General features: G+C 40.7%; 12 protein-coding genes. 1 reads left to right on the forward strand and 11 read right to left on the reverse strand.

All coding sequences use genetic code 11. From position 1 onward, the window contains the following. Position 1 precedes the first annotated feature (1 nt). From GD597_RS04615 to GD597_RS04630, 4 genes are all read right to left on the reverse strand, one after another. Positions 2-694 carry an SIR2 family NAD-dependent protein deacylase gene (locus tag GD597_RS04615; protein WP_171606652.1) on the reverse strand — a complete coding sequence of 231 codons (693 nt, stop codon included), beginning with the start codon at positions 692-694 and terminating at the stop codon, positions 2-4. A 180-nt stretch (positions 695-874) separates the two neighbouring features. Next, positions 875-1,789 carry a DUF4349 domain-containing protein gene (locus GD597_RS04620; RefSeq protein ID WP_171606653.1) on the reverse strand — a complete coding sequence of 305 codons (915 nt, stop codon included), beginning with the start codon at positions 1,787-1,789 and terminating at the stop codon, positions 875-877. A gap of 77 nt (positions 1,790-1,866) precedes the next feature. Next, positions 1,867-2,301 carry a DUF5004 domain-containing protein gene (locus GD597_RS04625; protein ID WP_171606654.1) on the reverse strand — a complete coding sequence of 145 codons (435 nt, stop codon included), beginning with the start codon at positions 2,299-2,301 and terminating at the stop codon, positions 1,867-1,869. Between the two features lie 227 nt (positions 2,302-2,528). After that, a complete protein-coding gene (locus tag GD597_RS04630; protein WP_171606655.1) occupies positions 2,529-2,939 on the reverse strand; it encodes an EVE domain-containing protein in 411 nt (136 codons plus the stop codon). 236 nt (positions 2,940-3,175) lie between these two features. Between GD597_RS04630 and GD597_RS04635 the strand changes: the two genes are divergently transcribed. Beyond that, entirely contained in the window at positions 3,176-5,434 is a 2,259-nt protein-coding gene (locus tag GD597_RS04635) for a TonB-dependent receptor (RefSeq protein ID WP_171606656.1), read from the forward strand. Between the two features lie 242 nt (positions 5,435-5,676). Here GD597_RS04635 and GD597_RS04640 read toward each other — a convergent pair whose 3' ends face one another. The 7 genes from GD597_RS04640 to GD597_RS04670 form a co-directional block, all read right to left on the reverse strand. Then, the gene (locus GD597_RS04640; protein WP_171606657.1) at positions 5,677-6,468 is read right to left on the reverse strand and encodes an HAD family hydrolase; all 792 of its coding nucleotides are present in this window, start codon (positions 6,466-6,468) and stop codon (positions 5,677-5,679) included. 99 nt (positions 6,469-6,567) lie between these two features. Further along, positions 6,568-9,306 carry a TonB-dependent receptor gene (locus GD597_RS04645; protein WP_171606658.1) on the reverse strand — a complete coding sequence of 913 codons (2,739 nt, stop codon included), beginning with the start codon at positions 9,304-9,306 and terminating at the stop codon, positions 6,568-6,570. Between the two features lie 247 nt (positions 9,307-9,553). Further along, positions 9,554-13,255: a T9SS type B sorting domain-containing protein gene (locus GD597_RS21940; RefSeq protein WP_171606659.1), complete on the reverse strand. Its 3,702-nt coding sequence runs from the start codon at positions 13,253-13,255 to the stop codon at positions 9,554-9,556. Between the two features lie 246 nt (positions 13,256-13,501). After that, entirely contained in the window at positions 13,502-15,052 is a 1,551-nt protein-coding gene (locus GD597_RS04655; RefSeq protein WP_171606660.1) for a serine hydrolase domain-containing protein, read from the reverse strand. A gap of 247 nt (positions 15,053-15,299) precedes the next feature. Then, the gene (locus GD597_RS04660; RefSeq protein ID WP_171606661.1) at positions 15,300-15,734 is read right to left on the reverse strand and encodes a hypothetical protein; all 435 of its coding nucleotides are present in this window, start codon (positions 15,732-15,734) and stop codon (positions 15,300-15,302) included. A gap of 396 nt (positions 15,735-16,130) precedes the next feature. Next, positions 16,131-16,679, reverse strand: coding sequence for a hypothetical protein (locus tag GD597_RS04665; RefSeq protein WP_171606662.1), 549 nt, complete (start codon positions 16,677-16,679; stop codon positions 16,131-16,133). A gap of 351 nt (positions 16,680-17,030) precedes the next feature. Continuing rightward, positions 17,031-17,570: a hypothetical protein gene (locus GD597_RS04670; protein WP_171606663.1), complete on the reverse strand. Its 540-nt coding sequence runs from the start codon at positions 17,568-17,570 to the stop codon at positions 17,031-17,033. Positions 17,571-17,724: the final 154 nt, after the last annotated feature.

A 17,724-nucleotide genomic window follows, 5' to 3' on the forward strand; every position in this document is an offset into this window, starting at 1 on the left:
ATTATAACATGTTATCCAGTAATTGCTGCAGCTGTTGTACCCCCTTGGTGGCAGGCAATTCAATCGCTGTAATTTGACCACCTGAGGAAAGATAGGGTATATGTTTATCGATGATAAATTTGGGAATACCATAGGGCGCATAATTTACCAATCCTGCCGCCGGATATACTACCAGCGAAGTGCCCACCACCACAAAAATATCTGCGCCGGCTACTATGTTAGCGGCGGGTGCTATCATGGGTACCGCTTCTTCAAACCAAACAATATGTGGGCGTAATTGAGCGCCATCTTCGGCTGTATCGCCTAAAGCAATATCTGTGGTGATGGGATAAATGAGTTCCTCGTTTTTTTCGCTGCGCATTTTAAATATTTCACCATGTAAATGCAATACATGGGTGCTGCCGGCACGTTCGTGCAGGTCGTCAATATTTTGCGTAATAATGTGCACGTCAAAATTTGTTTGTAGCTGCGCAAGGCCCAGGTGTGCAGCATTTGGTTGGGCTTTGGCCACATCTCTGCGTCGCATATTATAAAAGTCTAACACCAGTTGCGGGTCTTTTCTCCAGGCCCTTGGGGTAGCTACATCTTCAATGTTATATCCGTTCCATAATCCATCACTGTCGCGAAAGGTTTTTATACCACTTTCTGCACTAATACCGGCACCGGTTAACACTACTAATTTTTTCTTTGCCATCGTTCAAAATTACAACAGCATTTTTGGTTTGAACCATTAACTAAATATAAAACACCCGGCCATTTTGTTGTTATAGCCAGGTGTTTTTTTGTTGCATAGCATTACCAGCCGTACAAGAGTGCGACGCAAGCACAGCTTATATTATGATCTGTCGCCTGGTAACAAAAAATTACAAAAATACTATACGGTGGTTTGTGGTATTTTGGTAATTGACTTTTGTTGCTTTCTTTTTTTAAGGTACATAAAAAGCAGTATGGCAATAATTACCAACGGCCATAAAGTAATGATGCCTAAAAATAAGCCGCTGATAATACCTGCACCACTTTGAAATGCAGCAAGTATTCTTTTGAAAAATGGTGGTTCACTATTGTATCCATCCGCACCGTTGAGGTATTGAAAGTATTTTACCTGAATAGTACTGTAAGCGGACTGATGCGAGAGGTATTTTACCCGGCCTTCGGCCGCTTCTATATCTTCCTGAATGGTGTTTACCTGCGATTCTACTTCCAAAATATCTTTGATGGTATGTGCCTGATTTAACAAAACCAGGTAGCGGTCTCGTACTTGCTTCTTTGCCTCCATTCGGGCTTTTGTGTCTACCATTTCGGCGGTTACATCTTCTGCTGTTACATTTTTTTGCAGCAGCTTTACCCCTTCTGCAGGAAGTGAGTTGAGCAAATCGTCAAATTTATTTACGGGCACTTTTATGGTAACATCATTGCTTACCTGATAATCTGATTCTTCCTGGTGTTCGCCTGCAATATAGGCCCCATAAGCATTTAGCTTATTGTGTAAAAGTGTATTGTAGTTGGCATAGTCTTTCAGTTCCAGCGTAACATTGGCTGTTTTGATGATCTTTTTATCCCAGTCGGGGTTTAGCGGTGGCTGACCGTTATTCATTACCAATGATTGTGGGCTCCCAGTACTATCGGTAGTAGCGGTTTCTGATGCAGCCATATTGGGTGTGGCTTTGTTTTGTATATCCGCTAAAGTGATGTCAGCAACTTGCATTTCAGCTGATTCTTTTTCATTTCCGTTTTGGCAAGCGCTTATCAGTACAGCTATTATAGCTGCATAAAAAAATTGCATTTTCATATATGGCTTATTTGGTGGTTTGTTAAAGATGCTGCGAAGTAAAAATTACATAAGGCAGCAATCGTTATGGCAAAATTTTATTGTTTTATAAGGGTGTAAGTAATACTATCTTTTGCGGTATATAATTGTACAGCTGTATCGCTCCATTGTTTAATACTATATGGTGTATACAAAGAATCTTCTTTGATAAAAATGGTTTGTTTGGCTGTATCTACATAGTATATTCCCTTGTTATAAATACTGTCGTTTTTACTGCTAATGGTAAACGTGCTATCTATATTAAAGCTAATGGAAACAGGCAACGTATCATTGTTGGAAAATGCTGCAGCCAGCATGGGTGTTGTGTTTCGGGCATTTGCGCTACTATCTGCCATTGATTTTATTTGCCAGGTACCATTGATCGTGTGTGTATTGGCAATGGACTTAGGTTTGTTGCCAAATAACCATTCACAAGAGGCCAAAGCGATGCAGGCAACTGCAATAATAATTGCAGCAGGAATGAAAGTTTTCATTGTTGTAATTTTTTTTGTGAAGAATGTAAAATGTGCAGGCCTGCATTATTTATACCTGCAACACAAATTTGTAACCACCTGCATGCGTTAAAAGAAAGCAAATAAAAAAACCTCCATTATTGGTGGAGGTTTTTAGTATCATGTACCCGGCAGTAGAATAGCTATGATGCATCCGTTGCGTCGCACTCTTGTGCGGTGGGTAATGCTATGCAGCATACCACTGAATTTTATTTCATACCACCTAATTGCATTACTATATCCCATTCTTCATCGGTAACCGGCTGTACGCTAAGCCTGCCTAATCTTACCAGTGCCATATTGGCCAAGCGAGGATCGGCTTTTATGGTGGCCAGACTAACAGGCTTTTTTATTTTTTTGAAAGGCTTAAAATCAACAACCACCCAGGCTTCTTCATCTGTGGTGGGATCCTGATAATATTCTTTTGCTACTTTGGCGATACCTACTATTTCCATGCCTTCATTACTGTGGTAATAAAATGCCAGATCGCCTTTTTTCATGGCTTTAAGGTTATTGCGGGCCGCATAATTGCGCACACCATCCCAAAAAGTGTGTTTATCTGCTTCAAATTGTTCCCAGCTGTATTTAAAAGGTTCAGACTTTATTAGCCAGTATGCCATAGATTTTTTATTTAAGTGTCAAAAATAGGTATAGAATTATTTACCGGTAAAAGAATCAAGGAAAATAAATGGAAAACTGTTTTACCTATTTTTTCGTACCTGTTTTAGTCCCATTATTAACCAACCGATGAACGGATTGCGACGCAAGAGAAGATGCCATGTAATGCCATTGCTGGTATTATAGAAAGCATTGTTTCTTTGATTAGTTTTGTTCAAAGGGTTTCTAAATATTTAAAATGAAAAAGTGTTTGTTTTTATGCTTATTTATTTATTTAGCCAAAGGCGTTTTTGGCCAATATACCTATACAGGGGTTGTACTGGATAGCAAAACAAACCAACCAATCGAGGGTGCTTATTTAATCACCGATAGTGCTGCAATAAGCACTTTTACAGATGTTTCGGGTAAGTTTAGATTTGCTGCATCATCTGCCAGCTGCCAGATTGAAATAAAATGTATTGGTTATACTGGTTTTCATACAACCATTTCTTACAATAACGCATTACAAATATTACTTAATCCCGGCCAAACCTTATTGCAGGATGTAGTGGTAACCGCCAATGCAGGCGAACAGTTTAAAGCTATTGGTAAAACAGATATAAGTATGCGTGGCGTAAATAACTCGCAGGAAGTGTTGCGCATTGTGCCTGGTTTGGTAATTGGTCAGCACCAGGGAGGTGGTAAGGCAGAACAAATTTTTTTACGTGGTTTTGATTGCGATCATGGCACCGATATTGCCCTTGCGGTAGATGGAATTCCCATAAATATGGTTTCCCATGCACATGGGCAGGGTTATGCCGATAGCCATTTTATTATACCCGAAACCATTGAAAATGTAAATTTTAAAAAAGGCCCCTATGCTGCTGAAAAGGGCGATTTTGCCACCACCGGTGCAGTTGACTTTAATACCCGCAATGCCCTTACAAATAATATGATAAAACTGGAAGGCGGCATGTTTAATACCTATCGGGCAATGGCCATGTTTAATGTGTTAAACAGGCAGGCCATTCAAAAACAACAAAGCTGGTATATGGCAGCCGAATACCGGTATACAGATGCTTATTTTAATTACCCGCAACATTTTAACCGGTTTAATTTTTTTACAAAATACAACGGTAGAATAAGCAAACACAGTTATGCCAGTATCTCCGCATCGCACCTAAATAGCAAATGGGATGCTTCCGGACAAATACCTGGCCGTGCAGTTGAAAAAGGTATGATTGGGTTTTATGGTGCTTTAGACCCTACAGAAGGGGGTAATACATCGCGTACCAATATCAATGCACAATTGGTTGCCACCATGGCTAATGGCGACCTGATGAAGCATCAACTATATTATTCTTACTATAAATTTGACCTGCATACCAACTTCACCTTTTTTTTGGAAGATTCAATAAATGGAGACCAGATACGGCAGAAAGAAAACAGGCAAATGGCCGGGTATAATGGCAGCTATATGCACAAGGGTTATTTGGGCAATGTATCACTTGTAACCGAGGCCGGGATGGCAATTCGTGCAGATATGACCAGCAATTCTTCCCTCTCGCATACCAAAGACAGGTATACCTTATTAACCCCTATTAAACTGGGCGATATTACCCAAACAGATATAGCCGCCTACCTTAATGAAACCATTCGTTTTAACCAGCACCTTAGCCTTAATGTGGGCTTGCGTTTCGATCAGTTTAATAATAGGTACAATAACCAATTAGCCAGCGATAGTACGCTTACCGGTATTGGACTATATACAGCCAATGCCAATATAATTAGTCCTAAAACAAATCTGTATTATCACGTAAATGATGCTTTGCAATTGTATATATCTACGGGCAAAGGTTTCCATTCTAATGATACAAGGGCAGTAGTGGTACAAAAGGGTGTACAAGTGTTGCCCGGTGCATATGGTGCCGATATTGGCATGGTAAGCAAACCTGCCAAAAATGTGTTGATCAATGCCGCCCTTTGGTACTTATACCTGCAGCAGGAATTTGTTTATTCAGGCGATGGCGGTATTGTAGAACCCAGTGGTAAAACACGCCGTGTTGGTATAGATTTTTCGGGGCGTTACCAGCCTTTCCGGTTTTTGTATATAGATGCAGATGTAAATTATGCGCATGGCCGTTCAATAGATAATGCCAAGGGGCAAGACTATATTCCACTGGCACCTGTTATAACCAGTACCGGCGGCATTACCTACACTAATAAAAATGGTTTTAATGGCAGCCTGCGTTACCGCTATGTAGGTAACCGGCCAGCCAATGAAGATTATAGCCTTACTGCTAATGGATATTGTATTGCCGACATGGTGTTGAATTATACAAAACCCTGTTACGAAATTGGGCTTGGCATCAACAATATATTTAACACCAAATGGAAAGAAACACAATTTGCTACATTAACACGTTTACAAAACGAAACGCTGCCTGTTAACGAAGTTTGCTTTACCGCAGGTACACCTATTGCAGCAAAAATTAGCCTTACCTGGTTTTTTAAATAAATACATTTTTGTAGCCCGGCAACAGGCCAGTATGCAGCTGTACTTGCGTCGCACACTTGTACGTTCGGATACATGGTGCAGCTTTGCATTATTATGTTTGCTTGTTTATTAAAGCCAAAATTTGCCAGCAAAAAACATGGTTGCCATATTTTATTTAGTTGCCATAAAAGTGGAACCATGAACCGAGCGTGGCAAGCGCCGATGCCCAATGTGCTATCGCTGGTATCATAAAATGTATTTCCCTACAACTGTAATAACAACTCTTCTACTTTTTTTATTACACCGGCTTCATCATTGGTATACTCGGTTATAAAACTGGCTTTATTAATAACCTCGGGGTGGGCGTTTTTCATGGCATAACTATATTGTGCGGTAGAAAGCATTTCCAGATCGTTAAGATAATCGCCAAACACCAATGTATGGTTGGCCTCAATGCCAAGATGCGATTGTAAAAAAGAAACGGCCACGCCTTTATTGGCATGCTCGTTAGAAATATCTATCCATACCTTACCACCCAGAGTAACTTTTGTTGGGTGGTGCAGCGATTGAAAAAATTTCAGGCTGTTTTGCTCGGCGCCATGCAAATCCAGGATGGATACTTTTAGCACATCATCAGTAACAGATACAAAATCTTTTACCATGGTAAGCTTTGCATAGTATTTGGCCGTTTCGCTGATAATGCCGGCACTGCTTTCTTCCATATAGGCAGATTTTGTGCCGCATAACACGGGATAAATTCCCTCAATAGATTTTGCAATGCCAAGAATTTCATCCACCGCATTTCTGGCCAGCGTTTTTTGATATAGTACTTCGTTATTATAACAAACAAAAGTGCCATTTTCTGCAACAAAAAAAACATCCTGTGCAATAGATTTAAAAATGTGCAACAGGTTATAATATTGCCTGCCGCTGGCTACACAAAACACAATTTTTTTATCAGTAAGTTTTTTATGTAACTCAAAAAAAGCATCATCTAAAATGCCATTGCTGTTTAAAAGTGTACCATCCAGATCGGAAACAATTAGTTTAATCATGCTATAGTTTTGTGATAGCTATACACATAGCTAAATAATAATTGGCTACATGTATTTTCTGCTTTTCTGGTCGCAAATATAAATGGTTCTTTTGTAGGATTACATATCGCTGTTAGGCGCAGGTGTTTCTGGAAAATCCGGAGCTTTATGGTTAAACTTATTAAACCTGAAATTAATGCTAAGCAGGTAAAACCCTGAAAGTACATTGGCTTTGGTATCCTGAATATAATTATCGCCTGCACTACGCCATATGCTTACATTTTGTTGCAGAATATCATAGGCTTTTAATTTAAGCCAGAGGTCTTTTTTCTTATTCAGGTATTGCACCACATCGGCATTTAACATGTTAATGATGGTATTAAAACCAGCCGATTGCCCCGTGGTTTGACGAAAGTTATAATCTACTGTAATCTCCATTCCAGAAGTAGGCAAAAAAGTAATATTCGGACTTACTTCTACAAAATGCGAAGTATTGTTTAATGAGGATTGTAATGAATAGGTGGTGTGCTGTCTGCTAACCCCCAGGTTTAACCGCAAGTCTATCCATTGCACAGCATCGTATACAATTCCTGTTGATAATTTCTGATAATCGTTAACGGTAATATTTTCGGCAGTGTTTAACAGGTTGATATTTCTAAAGCCATTGGCAAACAGGTTAATATTCCACTTGATAGCGGTGGTACTAAAATGCAGCGGACGGTAATAGGAAAACCAGGTGTTCCAGTTATAAGCACCGTCTACATTCACCGGGCGGGATACCTGGCTGCCATTGGTATTATTGTATACATTGCTATTGGCAATATTGTTATTAATAATTGAAATGCCTGCATTTGAATTAAAGCCCGTTTGTTTTTTGGCGTTATAGGCATTATAATTATAACGCACATTGTGCACTGTAGCAAACTGTAAACCGGGGTTGCCCAGTTTTATAAACAATGGATTGGTATTATCGGCCACCGGTTGCAATTGATATGCCTGTGGTGCCTGCACATTAAAATAGTAATACATATTAAAACGCTTGCCGGTACCATTTATATACATATTGATATTGGGATAAAACCCAGTAAAAGATTGCTGATACATACTGTCAGTGGTTAACGACCTGCTTTTTACCCTTGCTTCCTGCCAGCGTACACCCGTGCCAAAGCCAACATTGGCCGTGCCATAGTTATAGGTTAAACCGGCTTTATTGGTATAATTATTATTGTCGAATTCATTACTCAGGGTATCGTTAAAAAGATCGTACAGGCTGGTAATGGTGTTATAGTCAAATGCTTCTTTTACTGTGTTGTTTTTGCCATAACCAAAATTATAATTAATGTTTAGCGATGACTTTGCAGAAAGAGGTTCAGAATAACTTACCGAAGAGCCAATGTTATAGCTGTTATTATTATTGCGTTGCAACTGGTGTAATAATTTGCTGTAAAAAATACTATCGGCCGGGAAAAAATTATTAGTGGCAATATTATAATTATCAGTAAAATTATTGTTCAGGTTGTTGTTGAAATTGAAGAAAATATTTCTACCTGCTTTTTTAAAACGGTGATTGGCATTTATCTGCCCACTGCCATTGGGCGTGCTGGTATGGCGGTTATTATTCCGGGTGCCATCATTCAGTTTGGCATTATCTGCCAGAGTAGAATTAAAGGCGGAGTTTAACAGAAAATCATTTATACCATAACCCATATTCTGGTTAAACCGTATAAAGGTTAGGGTATCCGGCCGGTATTCAAAATACAGGCCTGCATTGTAATTGGGCGTTTCTGTGGTACTTGTTCTGTGTTCGTAATAATAGCTGGATGAATCGCCAAAAATATTTTGCCTGGTATATATTTCATCCCTGTTGGTGTTGTTTTTTTCAAAGCTGGCATAGGCATTAAAATCAAAATTTTTGCCGTACTTATCGGCATAATTTATTTTGGCCTGCATACTATTGGTAATGCCATTTCGGTTTTCATAACTGGCATCATCTGCGCCGGGATTATTATTATCATTTCGCCCCGTATTATTGGCAGCTGCAATCAGGGTTATTTTCCGGTTATTATTAAACAGGTTGGTATTTAATTTGGCTTCGTAACGGTTATCGGTACCATAGCCAGCGTAATCCTTGCCAAACATGCCTTTTTTTCTGTTTTTCTTCAAGGTAACATTAATAATTTTTTCCCTTATCCCGTCATCCACTTTGGTGGCAAGTGCCTGATCGCTGCGTTTATCAATAATTTGAATTTTGTCAATAATATCGGCCGGAAAATTTTGCGTTACCGATTTTAAATCCGTACCAAAAAATGGTTTCCCATCCACATAAATTTGAGTAACTGATTCGCCCTGTGCTTTTACACCGCCATTTCTATCCACTTCAATCCCCGGCATTTTTTGCAGTATATCTTCAACGGTGCCATTTTTGCGCACTTTAAAGGCATTGGCGCTAAACTCAGTGGTATCTGTTTTTATATTTACCTGTGGCCTGCTGGCTTTTACCACCACCGTTGTAAGTGTATCAAAAAAAGGTTGCAATGCCACCGTATCCATCTGGAAATTATTTTGGGCAGCATTATATCTTACGCCCTGTGTTTGTGCCTCAAAGCCTACTGCACTGATATATAATTTGTAATTGCCGGGCACTATATCCTTTAATAGAAAAAGTCCGTTTACATTGGTAATTACCACCTGTTTATTGCCGGAATCTTTGGCGGTAACCACAATTACCGCACCGGCAATTACTTCCCGTGTGGCAGCTGATACTACCGTTCCCGAAATGGTGCCCTGCTGTGCAAACGACTGAATGCCCAATATACAGGCAATACAAAAACAAAAAATGTACAGCCGTTTTTCTCTCATCCCGTTATTAAATTTATAAGTGCGTAAATGCTTAAGCGTTTTTTGTAACCGAACAATTAATCCATTATGCAGCTACTCTTGCGTCGCACTCTTGTGCGTTTATATCGCTATGCAGCTTTTGCTGTATCACCCTCGTTGATAATAATTATTCTAGCTCAATAGCCAACCAACCGTACAAGTGTGCGACGCAAGTAAAGCCAAATGCTTATTCTTTTGTCTGGCTAAAAAATGGCAAAATACAATGGACTTACCTCAAAATAGTTACATAGCCCGAAAAAGGTGTATGTCCCTTTTTGGTGTCGATAATATAGTAATAAGTGCCCACCGGTAAATCGCTGCCCTTGTACTGTCCGTTCCAGGGAGTATTGTAACCAACTGAATAAAACACCTGTTGCCCGTAACGGTTAAATACCGCAATAGTTGCATCGGTATAAGTATTTAAATACTGAATATTCCACACATCGTTAATGCCATCTTTATTGGGCGAAAATGCATTGGGTATTTTTGGGTTTTGAAACACTTTTACTACCACGGTGCCGTTGGCAATACAACCCTCCACCGAACTTACTTTGATGCTATACACAATATCTTTTACCGGCGATGCCATTGGGTTGGCAATATCGGTATGATCAAGGGCGGTAGCGGGTGTCCATACATAAGTCAGGTTGCTACCGCTATAAGTGGCGGGTAATTGCACCTGACCGCCCTCCAGCAATTCTACCGAGCCACCCACCACTGTTGGGGATGCATACACCGTAATAGTTTGCGTGGCGGTATCTGCGCAGCCATTGTTGGCGGTATAGGTATAGCTAAGTGTTTGTACACCCGGCCCTGCGTTGGCAGGTGAAAATATGCCGGCTCCGTTAATCCCCGTGCCGCTATAGTTGCCGGTGCCAGCCAGCAAGCCATGTATTTCACTACCCTGCGTAATTTGAAATGGACTAATATTATCACATACTGCAGGTAAAGCGCTAAAAGCAGCTTCGGGCACAGCTTTTAAGGTAATGGGAATGGTAGTTTCGTTTACACAGGTAATACCCGAATATACCACCATGCGTACAGAAATATCGGTTGTAGCAGGGGTATAAAATACCGGATAATTATAATTGTAAATAGTGGCAGCCGCATTGCGCTTGCCGGGGGCATTATCTGTTTGTACCAGGGTAGGGTTATTGCCAAAATCGTAGTACCATTCAATTTTGGTGATTTCCCCAAAATCTACTGAAGCCTTATCAACAAAAGCCACAGGTTGATTACTGCACAAAGTGCTGCCACTAGTAATACTAAAATCAGCTACCGGTATACTGCCATTTACCGTAAAAGGTTTGGTATTGGTTATAACACAGGCACCGGATGTTACGGTAAGTGTTACGGTATAATTGCCTGCAGCCGCATAAGCATGGCTTGGGTTTTTTAATACCGATGTATTCTGCGCCGAACCCGTTTCACCAAAGTTCCAGGCATATAATAAACTGGCATCGCTGCCATCATCAATGGTAGTGGTATTGGTAAATAAGGCCGCACCATCCTGTAAACAAATGCCCGGGGTTAAAAAATCAACAACCGGTGCATGGTTTATGATAAACGCAAGCACATTACTGGTGGTGGCCGGTGTACAGGTTAAGGAGCTTACAATACGGCGGTAATAAACTGAATCGGTAAGTAAGGGTGGGTCAAAATCTTTTGCCGCCATTGTTGCCATATCAGTAAAATTTACATTGTCGGTACTGCTTTGCCATTGGTAGGCATAGGCTTCCCCGCCACCGGTAGGTGTGGCGCCAATAATCAGTGCCGGATCACCGCTTGCACAAAATGATGACGGTGCAGCAGATAAACTGATGGTATTGTTGCCAATAGCCACCAGCGGTTTTATGATAATATTTTCTGTAACCGCAGTAGGCGCATTGCCATCATAATTTGCACCGGGCACTGGCCCCGCCAAACCAGTTTCATAGCTGGTATTGGTACCTACAAATGCATTTACTAATGCGGCTATCCTTCTCCTCGGGTCTCTGAATGTTCTGGATGGGTCCAGGTAAAGTGCCTGCGCACTGCTGTTATAATTACCCGCTGTAATATTACAATCCACAAATAGGGTCATGGTAATAATCACCGTATCACCGGGAGAAATATTAAAGTCGCCAAACAAGGGACGTACCGCAGTGCCTGTATTGGTAATGGTTGCAGGGCCACCGGCATCCCCGGTATAATTTACCGTTGCTGATTGCATGGTAAGTCCGGCCGGTATTTGCAACTCAATTTGCACACCGCCGGCATTGCCGCCCCCAATGTCATTAAAGGCTTTAACGGTATACATTACCGTACTGCCCGGAAATTTATTGGCCGTAGGATTGGCCTCCGCAAGGGTAGTGGTTAACTCAGGATAACATATGGAACCACCCCCCTGTAAATAGGCCGGCAAATCGGCCAAAACAAATGGTCTTACATTGCCATCTTTACCATCTGCTGCATTGTGTGGTATGCCCACACCAGAGTTAGACCTGCCTGCTTTACCGGGACTAATATTGGAATTTACAGTGCCGCTGGCAATAGCATAAAAAATTTGACCGCCACCCCCCCCGCCACCAGGGCCATGTTCATCATTTAAATTCCTGTCGCCAACCGTATTGCCTCCATTGCCGCCTTTGGCTTCAATGGTAAGTACGGCACTGGCATCAGGGTTAGATACTTTTATAAAAACTGTACCTCCGGCACCGCCACCACCTGCCCCATCCGGCTGGGCGCCAGATTGGCCCGGGGCGCCAGCGCCACCATTGGCTAAAATGGTTCCCGAACCCTTTATAGATCCTACATTTAATAAAATAATACCGCCACCCACACCGCCTTTTACACCGGTAAGTGCATTGTTGGCATCACCACCGCCGCCGCCGCCACCCATTATTAAACGGGTAATATCCGGTGCACCGGTAGCGTAGGTAATAGCACCGGGTCTGCCACCATTGGGGAATGAGCCAAAACCTGTACCCAGGGTAGAAGTGCCATCACCGCCTACACCCCCGGCACCTCCATTGCCACCGCCGCCGCCGCCGGCATTGTGGTCATTACCACCACCACCTGCATTGGCAGGTGCGCCCTTGCCATACGATCCTCCCGGTAAACCCTCGTCAATATTATCTACCTGGTTAAAGCCATCCCACATATACCTGGGTGTACCGGCAATGCCTTCGCCCTTGCCTACGGATCTGTCATCTGTGGAAGGAACAACATAAACACTATTAATATTGGGGCCCGAGTTGGCAATAATCCCATAACCACCCCTAAAACCCTTTGAAGAAGCATCAATGGTAAAACCATTAAAATCCATACTGCCCGATACATCAAAGGCAATTACGCCACCCGCTTTACCATTAAAAGGTGGCGTGGAAATATTAGACGATAGTACCAGATTAGAATATTGCGGCACCCGTATAATTTCAAATGTTTTTTTGCCCGATGTGGCCGTGGCCGATGCATTTACATAGCTGTAAACCGTACCCTTATTGGCACCCGCACCCTTAAAACTAAGGTTGCCGCCCGTAAGCGCAACGGAATTGGTAGCAATTACATATTCAAAATGACCACTATTACCCAGGCTGGTATAGCCGGTGCCCCCAAGTCCATCAGGGCCGCCGCTACTGCTATTGGCGCCATAAAAGGCACTGTTGGCCACATTAATGGCGGCATCCTGCATTTGAATAATCAGCAGCATATCGCCGGCATTTATAGCCTGCGTGCCAAAATTATTTCCATGAATATCGTTGGGGGGTACCGCATCCAGTAAAACGGTTCTGGAGCCGGCTGCCAATGTAATATTACCCGAAGGCGGAAAATAGGTATTAATAGAACCCGAAATATTCTCCGGGCCATCAACACCCGGTGTGCCACATATCTGTGCTATAACCTGGCCATATACCATGGCCATCACCAATAAAAGTGCAATTTTTTTCACTTTTTAAAACTATGCGATAAAAGCAAGCTGTACAATAGTTTTTTTTAAATGGGCAGTAATAAAAGGGTAAAAATGTATTGACCCGTCTATCACCATGCTATGGAGCTTTACTTGCGTCGCACACTTGTACAGGCAGATGCTCTATGCAGCTTTTAAATCATATTGTCCTGTTTATAGCGTTAGCAGTATAAAACCTGGGTGAGTGCCTTCTTTTGCAATTTAGCCATCAGGCATAAGCCAGCTTTATTATCTTGCTGTACCTGTTACAACTGTTTTTTTAGTGCCATAATCAAAACTGTTTTCTATGCTAATGTTTACGGTATTATTGGTAAACTGGCAGGTAAATTTTTCTGTATGCGGACTTTCAATATATCTCAGTGTAAGTGCCAACGTGTTATCATCCTGCCAGGTATAGGCGCCATCAATTTGAAGCGGAGGCAAACCCACAAAACTACCCTTGGCACCACCCACCAGCGAAGGGCCGCGTTTGGTAGTGCTTGCTGCCTGCCAGCTGCCGGCACCAAAATCTATATGATAGGTCATGGTATCTGTTTGCAGGGTAAGCGTACAATTGTTGTTTTTAAAATTAAATGATACGGCCTCAATTCTTCTGTTATTGGGTGCCATCCTAAAGGTTTTGCCATCCAGTGTATTTTCTATAGCTGCACTGGTTTTGGCAGGCAGGGGCAGGGCCAGCGCAGCAAGCTTTTGCTGCAGGGCTTTGGCACTTGTTTTATTGGCGGGCAATTTGCCATCGTGCATGCCGGGTAACAGGTATTGCCAAACCAAATTAATCTCCTCCTGCATATCGGGGGTTTCGGCGGTAATGGCCAGTACGGCATCCTCATCCGGCATTACAATAATGTATTGACCAAATGCGCCATCACCCCGGTAAGCATTGTGGCGGCAACGCCACATTTGGTAGCAGTAGCCCTGTTCCCAATCGCTGGAATCCCTTTTGGCCCGCGAATAATCGGGGTGCTGAATAATTTTTAGGGTGGATGCTTCTTCTACCCAGGCGGCCGGTAATACCTGTTTGCCATTCCATACCCCTTTTTGTAAAAACAGCTGACCAAACTTTGCCATATCTGCTGTTTTTATTCTTAATCCCCAGCCACCGGTATTTATGCCTTTGGGGTCCATTTCCCAATCGGCTCCGGTAATACCCAATGGTTCAAATAAGCGGGGTTGCAGGTAGTCTATCACTTTTTGTCCGGTGATTTTTTGTATAATGGCAGACAGCATATAGGTGCCCAATGAATTATATAAAAAAGTAGAACCTGGTTGATGTACTATGGGCAAGGCAAGAAAAGACTTCACCCAATTGCTGTCTGTGCTGGCTACGGCAAAAGTGGGGTCGGGTTCCTGGCCATCGCTCATAGTTAATACATCTTTAACGGTAAGGCTGGCTAAATAAGCACTAATGGTATCGGGCAGGTCATCGGGGAAAATAGATATGAGTTTGTCGTTTACGGTAAGCCTGTTTTCGCTCACGGCAAAACCAATGGCGGTGGCTGTAAAACTTTTACTGCAGGAATACATGGTATGTTTAAGATCGGGGCCATAGGGGTTCCACCAACCCTGAGCAACTATATTGCCATGGCGCAACAGCATAAAACTGTGGAATTCTGTTTTGCTTTTGGCAGCAGCATCCAGAAAATTAATAATAGCGGTGGATGATACACCTTGCGCCTCAGGTGTGCTGATGGTAAATGTATTGTTTTTTTGCGCACCTGCCTGTATGAATACAACAGTAAAAAACAAGGTTGATAAGAGCAGATTTTTTTTAAAGCACATGATGGCTATATTGAATTGGTATGGGAAATATTTTGAAGCCTAAATATACCAATTAGATAGATTGCTTTACCGGATACCGGATATTGCTTCTATTGTAAAAACTGAAGTGCAATATTTACCAGTCGTATGCCTCTTGCAAGGGCCGATGCAGAATTCCATCAGCAAGGACTGATGCTGGGGTTTTTGTTGTACTTGAAGAACGTTATTCCTCAGACCCAATCGCTACAATGCACTGTTGTGCGAAGTACTATCTCGCTATAATTGAGTAAGTGCTATCAAACCGTTTGAGTTTTTCACTGCTTATTTTTCTTGCTAAGGAGTCCATCCATAAATCGCTAATATCCATAATAAAAGAGGTGACAACAATTCGCTTTTTAAATTTATCAGTAAAACAGAAATATTGATAAAATGACCACGGTAGTTTAGTTGCCAATTCATTTGTATGCAATTCGATTGTTTCAATATCATTTATGTTTAACTCTATAATTAAGTTTGTAGCAGTATCAACGAGTTTTATAGTATTATATGTAATTACGAATTCTTTGTTAATTGAAAATCTTCGATAGTTATAATAAAGACGAATTCCGGGTACTGTCACAATACCAAAAAATACGTTTGCAATAATTAGGAAAATGATATTTTCATTATTTAGCACCAGCCTTGGTATCAGGGTGAATTCCATAAAGATGGGTAATATTGGAAAAAGCCAAATCAAATAAGACTGCCTGAACATCCTGCGTTTTTGAAATTTGTATACATGTTCTTGCATAAAACGAAAAGTATTGCGCACAACTCAAAAATAGACGAACTAAATCCCCTTTCCAAAAAAAAATGCGTTATTGATAACCAATGCTTTTATAGTGCGTTTTTTAAAATAGATGGTGCGTCTATTTTTTTTACCATTTAATATTCCCCTTCTTCCAACAGGCATCAAAGGGGCTTATACTATTTGCCAATGGTGGTTTAGGATGATATAAGTACCCAACGCTGCAATGGCTTGGGTGCATACTTGGGGCAGAGTGGGAATTTATTCTTCTGCCGGCATTGCAAAAACCCTGTATGTTAGCGGTAGGCATTCTCATTTGTTGTCTGGTAAATTCGTATAATCAAGACCTATTGGGCTTTTATAAATACAAGCATTTACTGTCTGTCCTATCGAAACTGTCTGCCAATAATTTTGTCTGCAAAGAAGTCGCTTATTTTCGCCTTCTACGTTTAATATTAAGATATTTAATTCGGGTTGTCTGAAACCTCCTTTATGAAACTCTTTGTCTATAACAGAGAATGTGTCGCATTTATATAAAGTCGATATTGTCGAATTAAAATGATGTCCAAGTAAAATAAATCCTCCAATAAAGCCAACAGAAAACATAATTGTCAGATTAGAATAGTTGTTCAACATTTTAGGATTCAAGATAACGTATGGTTTAATTTTTTTCGCTACCATTATACCTATAACGAGTCCCAATGTCCCAAAAGCAAAGACAAATAAGTAAGGACTATCGTAATTTTTGAAATTGTCAAATCCTATAATAGTTGCAAACATCCCACCAAAAAGAAAAACAAATAGTCCTGTAATTACAATTATCTGCTTAAGAATTGAAGGTTTTTTAGAGTTATATTTCATCTGTTTGCTCAAATTTATTTTATGCGAATTGTCATTTCGTTTCAGTCTTTATGCTTATCGCTAACTCAAAAATAGACGAACTAAATAGCCTTACCAAAAAAATGCATTATTGATAACCAATGCTTTTATGGTGTGTTTTTTAAAATGGATGGTGCGGCTATTTTTTTACCGTTTAATATTCCAATTCTTCTAAAAGGCATCAAATGGGCTTATACTATTTACAAATGGTGGTTTAGGATGGTACAAGAACCCAATGCTGCTAAGGATTGGCTGTTTACTTGCGGCAGCAGTAGTTTTGATAATTTTAATACTTAGACCAGAGATGCCAGCATTATGTTCTAAATACTTCCGCTATCGAGGGGGCTTTAACATCCAAGATTTCAAAATTGAATCAGCTTCTTTTATGGTTATATTTATTGTGGAAGGTGAATAAATTTTCTTTGATTTTCGAGAGGGTTTAACGTAATAACAGTACCACCCTTTTACTATCTCATCTCCTTCATGTTGTGGGATAAAATAGTATTTAATACTTAAAGATTCTCTTTCATCGCCATCAATCGTAGTAAACTCTTTTCCGCTGTAATACAAGTCTTCTTCTGAAATTAATTCACTTCTATTATAGCTAATTGATTTTGAGAAAAAAAATGGTTCTTTTTTACTAAAAAATAGATCACCCTTTGGATTTTGCCAAATTGTATAATTACTACCAACAGAAGAAGGTTTCCAATTGCCAGGTAAAATTTCTAACCCCATTTTTATTCTAAATTCATTGTTTTCTACTCCAAATTTTTCTTTTGGATAGAAACAACCTCCAAAAAGGTATGCTAAAAGTAAAAAATTAAACAAGGCTTTAATTTTTTTGAAATAATTACAAATTCTCTCCATGTCCATTTTTCTTTTAAATTATCCCTGTTGTTTCATATCTTTTGAAGGATAACCTGCGATTAAAGTTAAAAGCCTTTCTGCGAAAGGAGTTAATGGTAAAAAAAATTAATGGAAACCACTGGTATTAACTATTTTCTTCGCATCCTTCTCTGAAGAGTCT

This window comes from Limnovirga soli (genome assembly GCF_013106755.1).
GTDB classification, from domain to species: Bacteria; Bacteroidota; Bacteroidia; order Chitinophagales; family Chitinophagaceae; genus Limnovirga; species Limnovirga soli.

Excerpts from the sequence above, each read along its gene's own strand:
- GD597_RS04655 (WP_171606660.1), bottom strand. The coding sequence starts at position 15,052 with ATGTGCTTTAAAAAAAATCTGCTCTTATCAACCTTGTTTTTTACTGTT.
- GD597_RS04630 (WP_171606655.1), bottom strand. The coding sequence starts at position 2,939 with ATGGCATACTGGCTAATAAAGTCTGAACCTTTTAAATACAGCTGGGAA.
- GD597_RS04665 (WP_171606662.1), bottom strand. The coding sequence starts at position 16,679 with ATGAAATATAACTCTAAAAAACCTTCAATTCTTAAGCAGATAATTGTA.
- GD597_RS04645 (WP_171606658.1), bottom strand. The coding sequence starts at position 9,306 with ATGAGAGAAAAACGGCTGTACATTTTTTGTTTTTGTATTGCCTGTATA.
- GD597_RS04670 (WP_171606663.1), bottom strand. The coding sequence starts at position 17,570 with ATGGACATGGAGAGAATTTGTAATTATTTCAAAAAAATTAAAGCCTTG.
- GD597_RS04640 (WP_171606657.1), bottom strand. The coding sequence starts at position 6,468 with ATGATTAAACTAATTGTTTCCGATCTGGATGGTACACTTTTAAACAGC.
- GD597_RS04625 (WP_171606654.1), bottom strand. The coding sequence starts at position 2,301 with ATGAAAACTTTCATTCCTGCTGCAATTATTATTGCAGTTGCCTGCATC.
- GD597_RS04635 (WP_171606656.1), top strand. The coding sequence starts at position 3,176 with ATGAAAAAGTGTTTGTTTTTATGCTTATTTATTTATTTAGCCAAAGGC.
- GD597_RS04620 (WP_171606653.1), bottom strand. The coding sequence starts at position 1,789 with ATGAAAATGCAATTTTTTTATGCAGCTATAATAGCTGTACTGATAAGC.
- GD597_RS04660 (WP_171606661.1), bottom strand. The coding sequence starts at position 15,734 with ATGGAATTCACCCTGATACCAAGGCTGGTGCTAAATAATGAAAATATC.
- GD597_RS04615 (WP_171606652.1), bottom strand. The coding sequence starts at position 694 with ATGGCAAAGAAAAAATTAGTAGTGTTAACCGGTGCCGGTATTAGTGCA.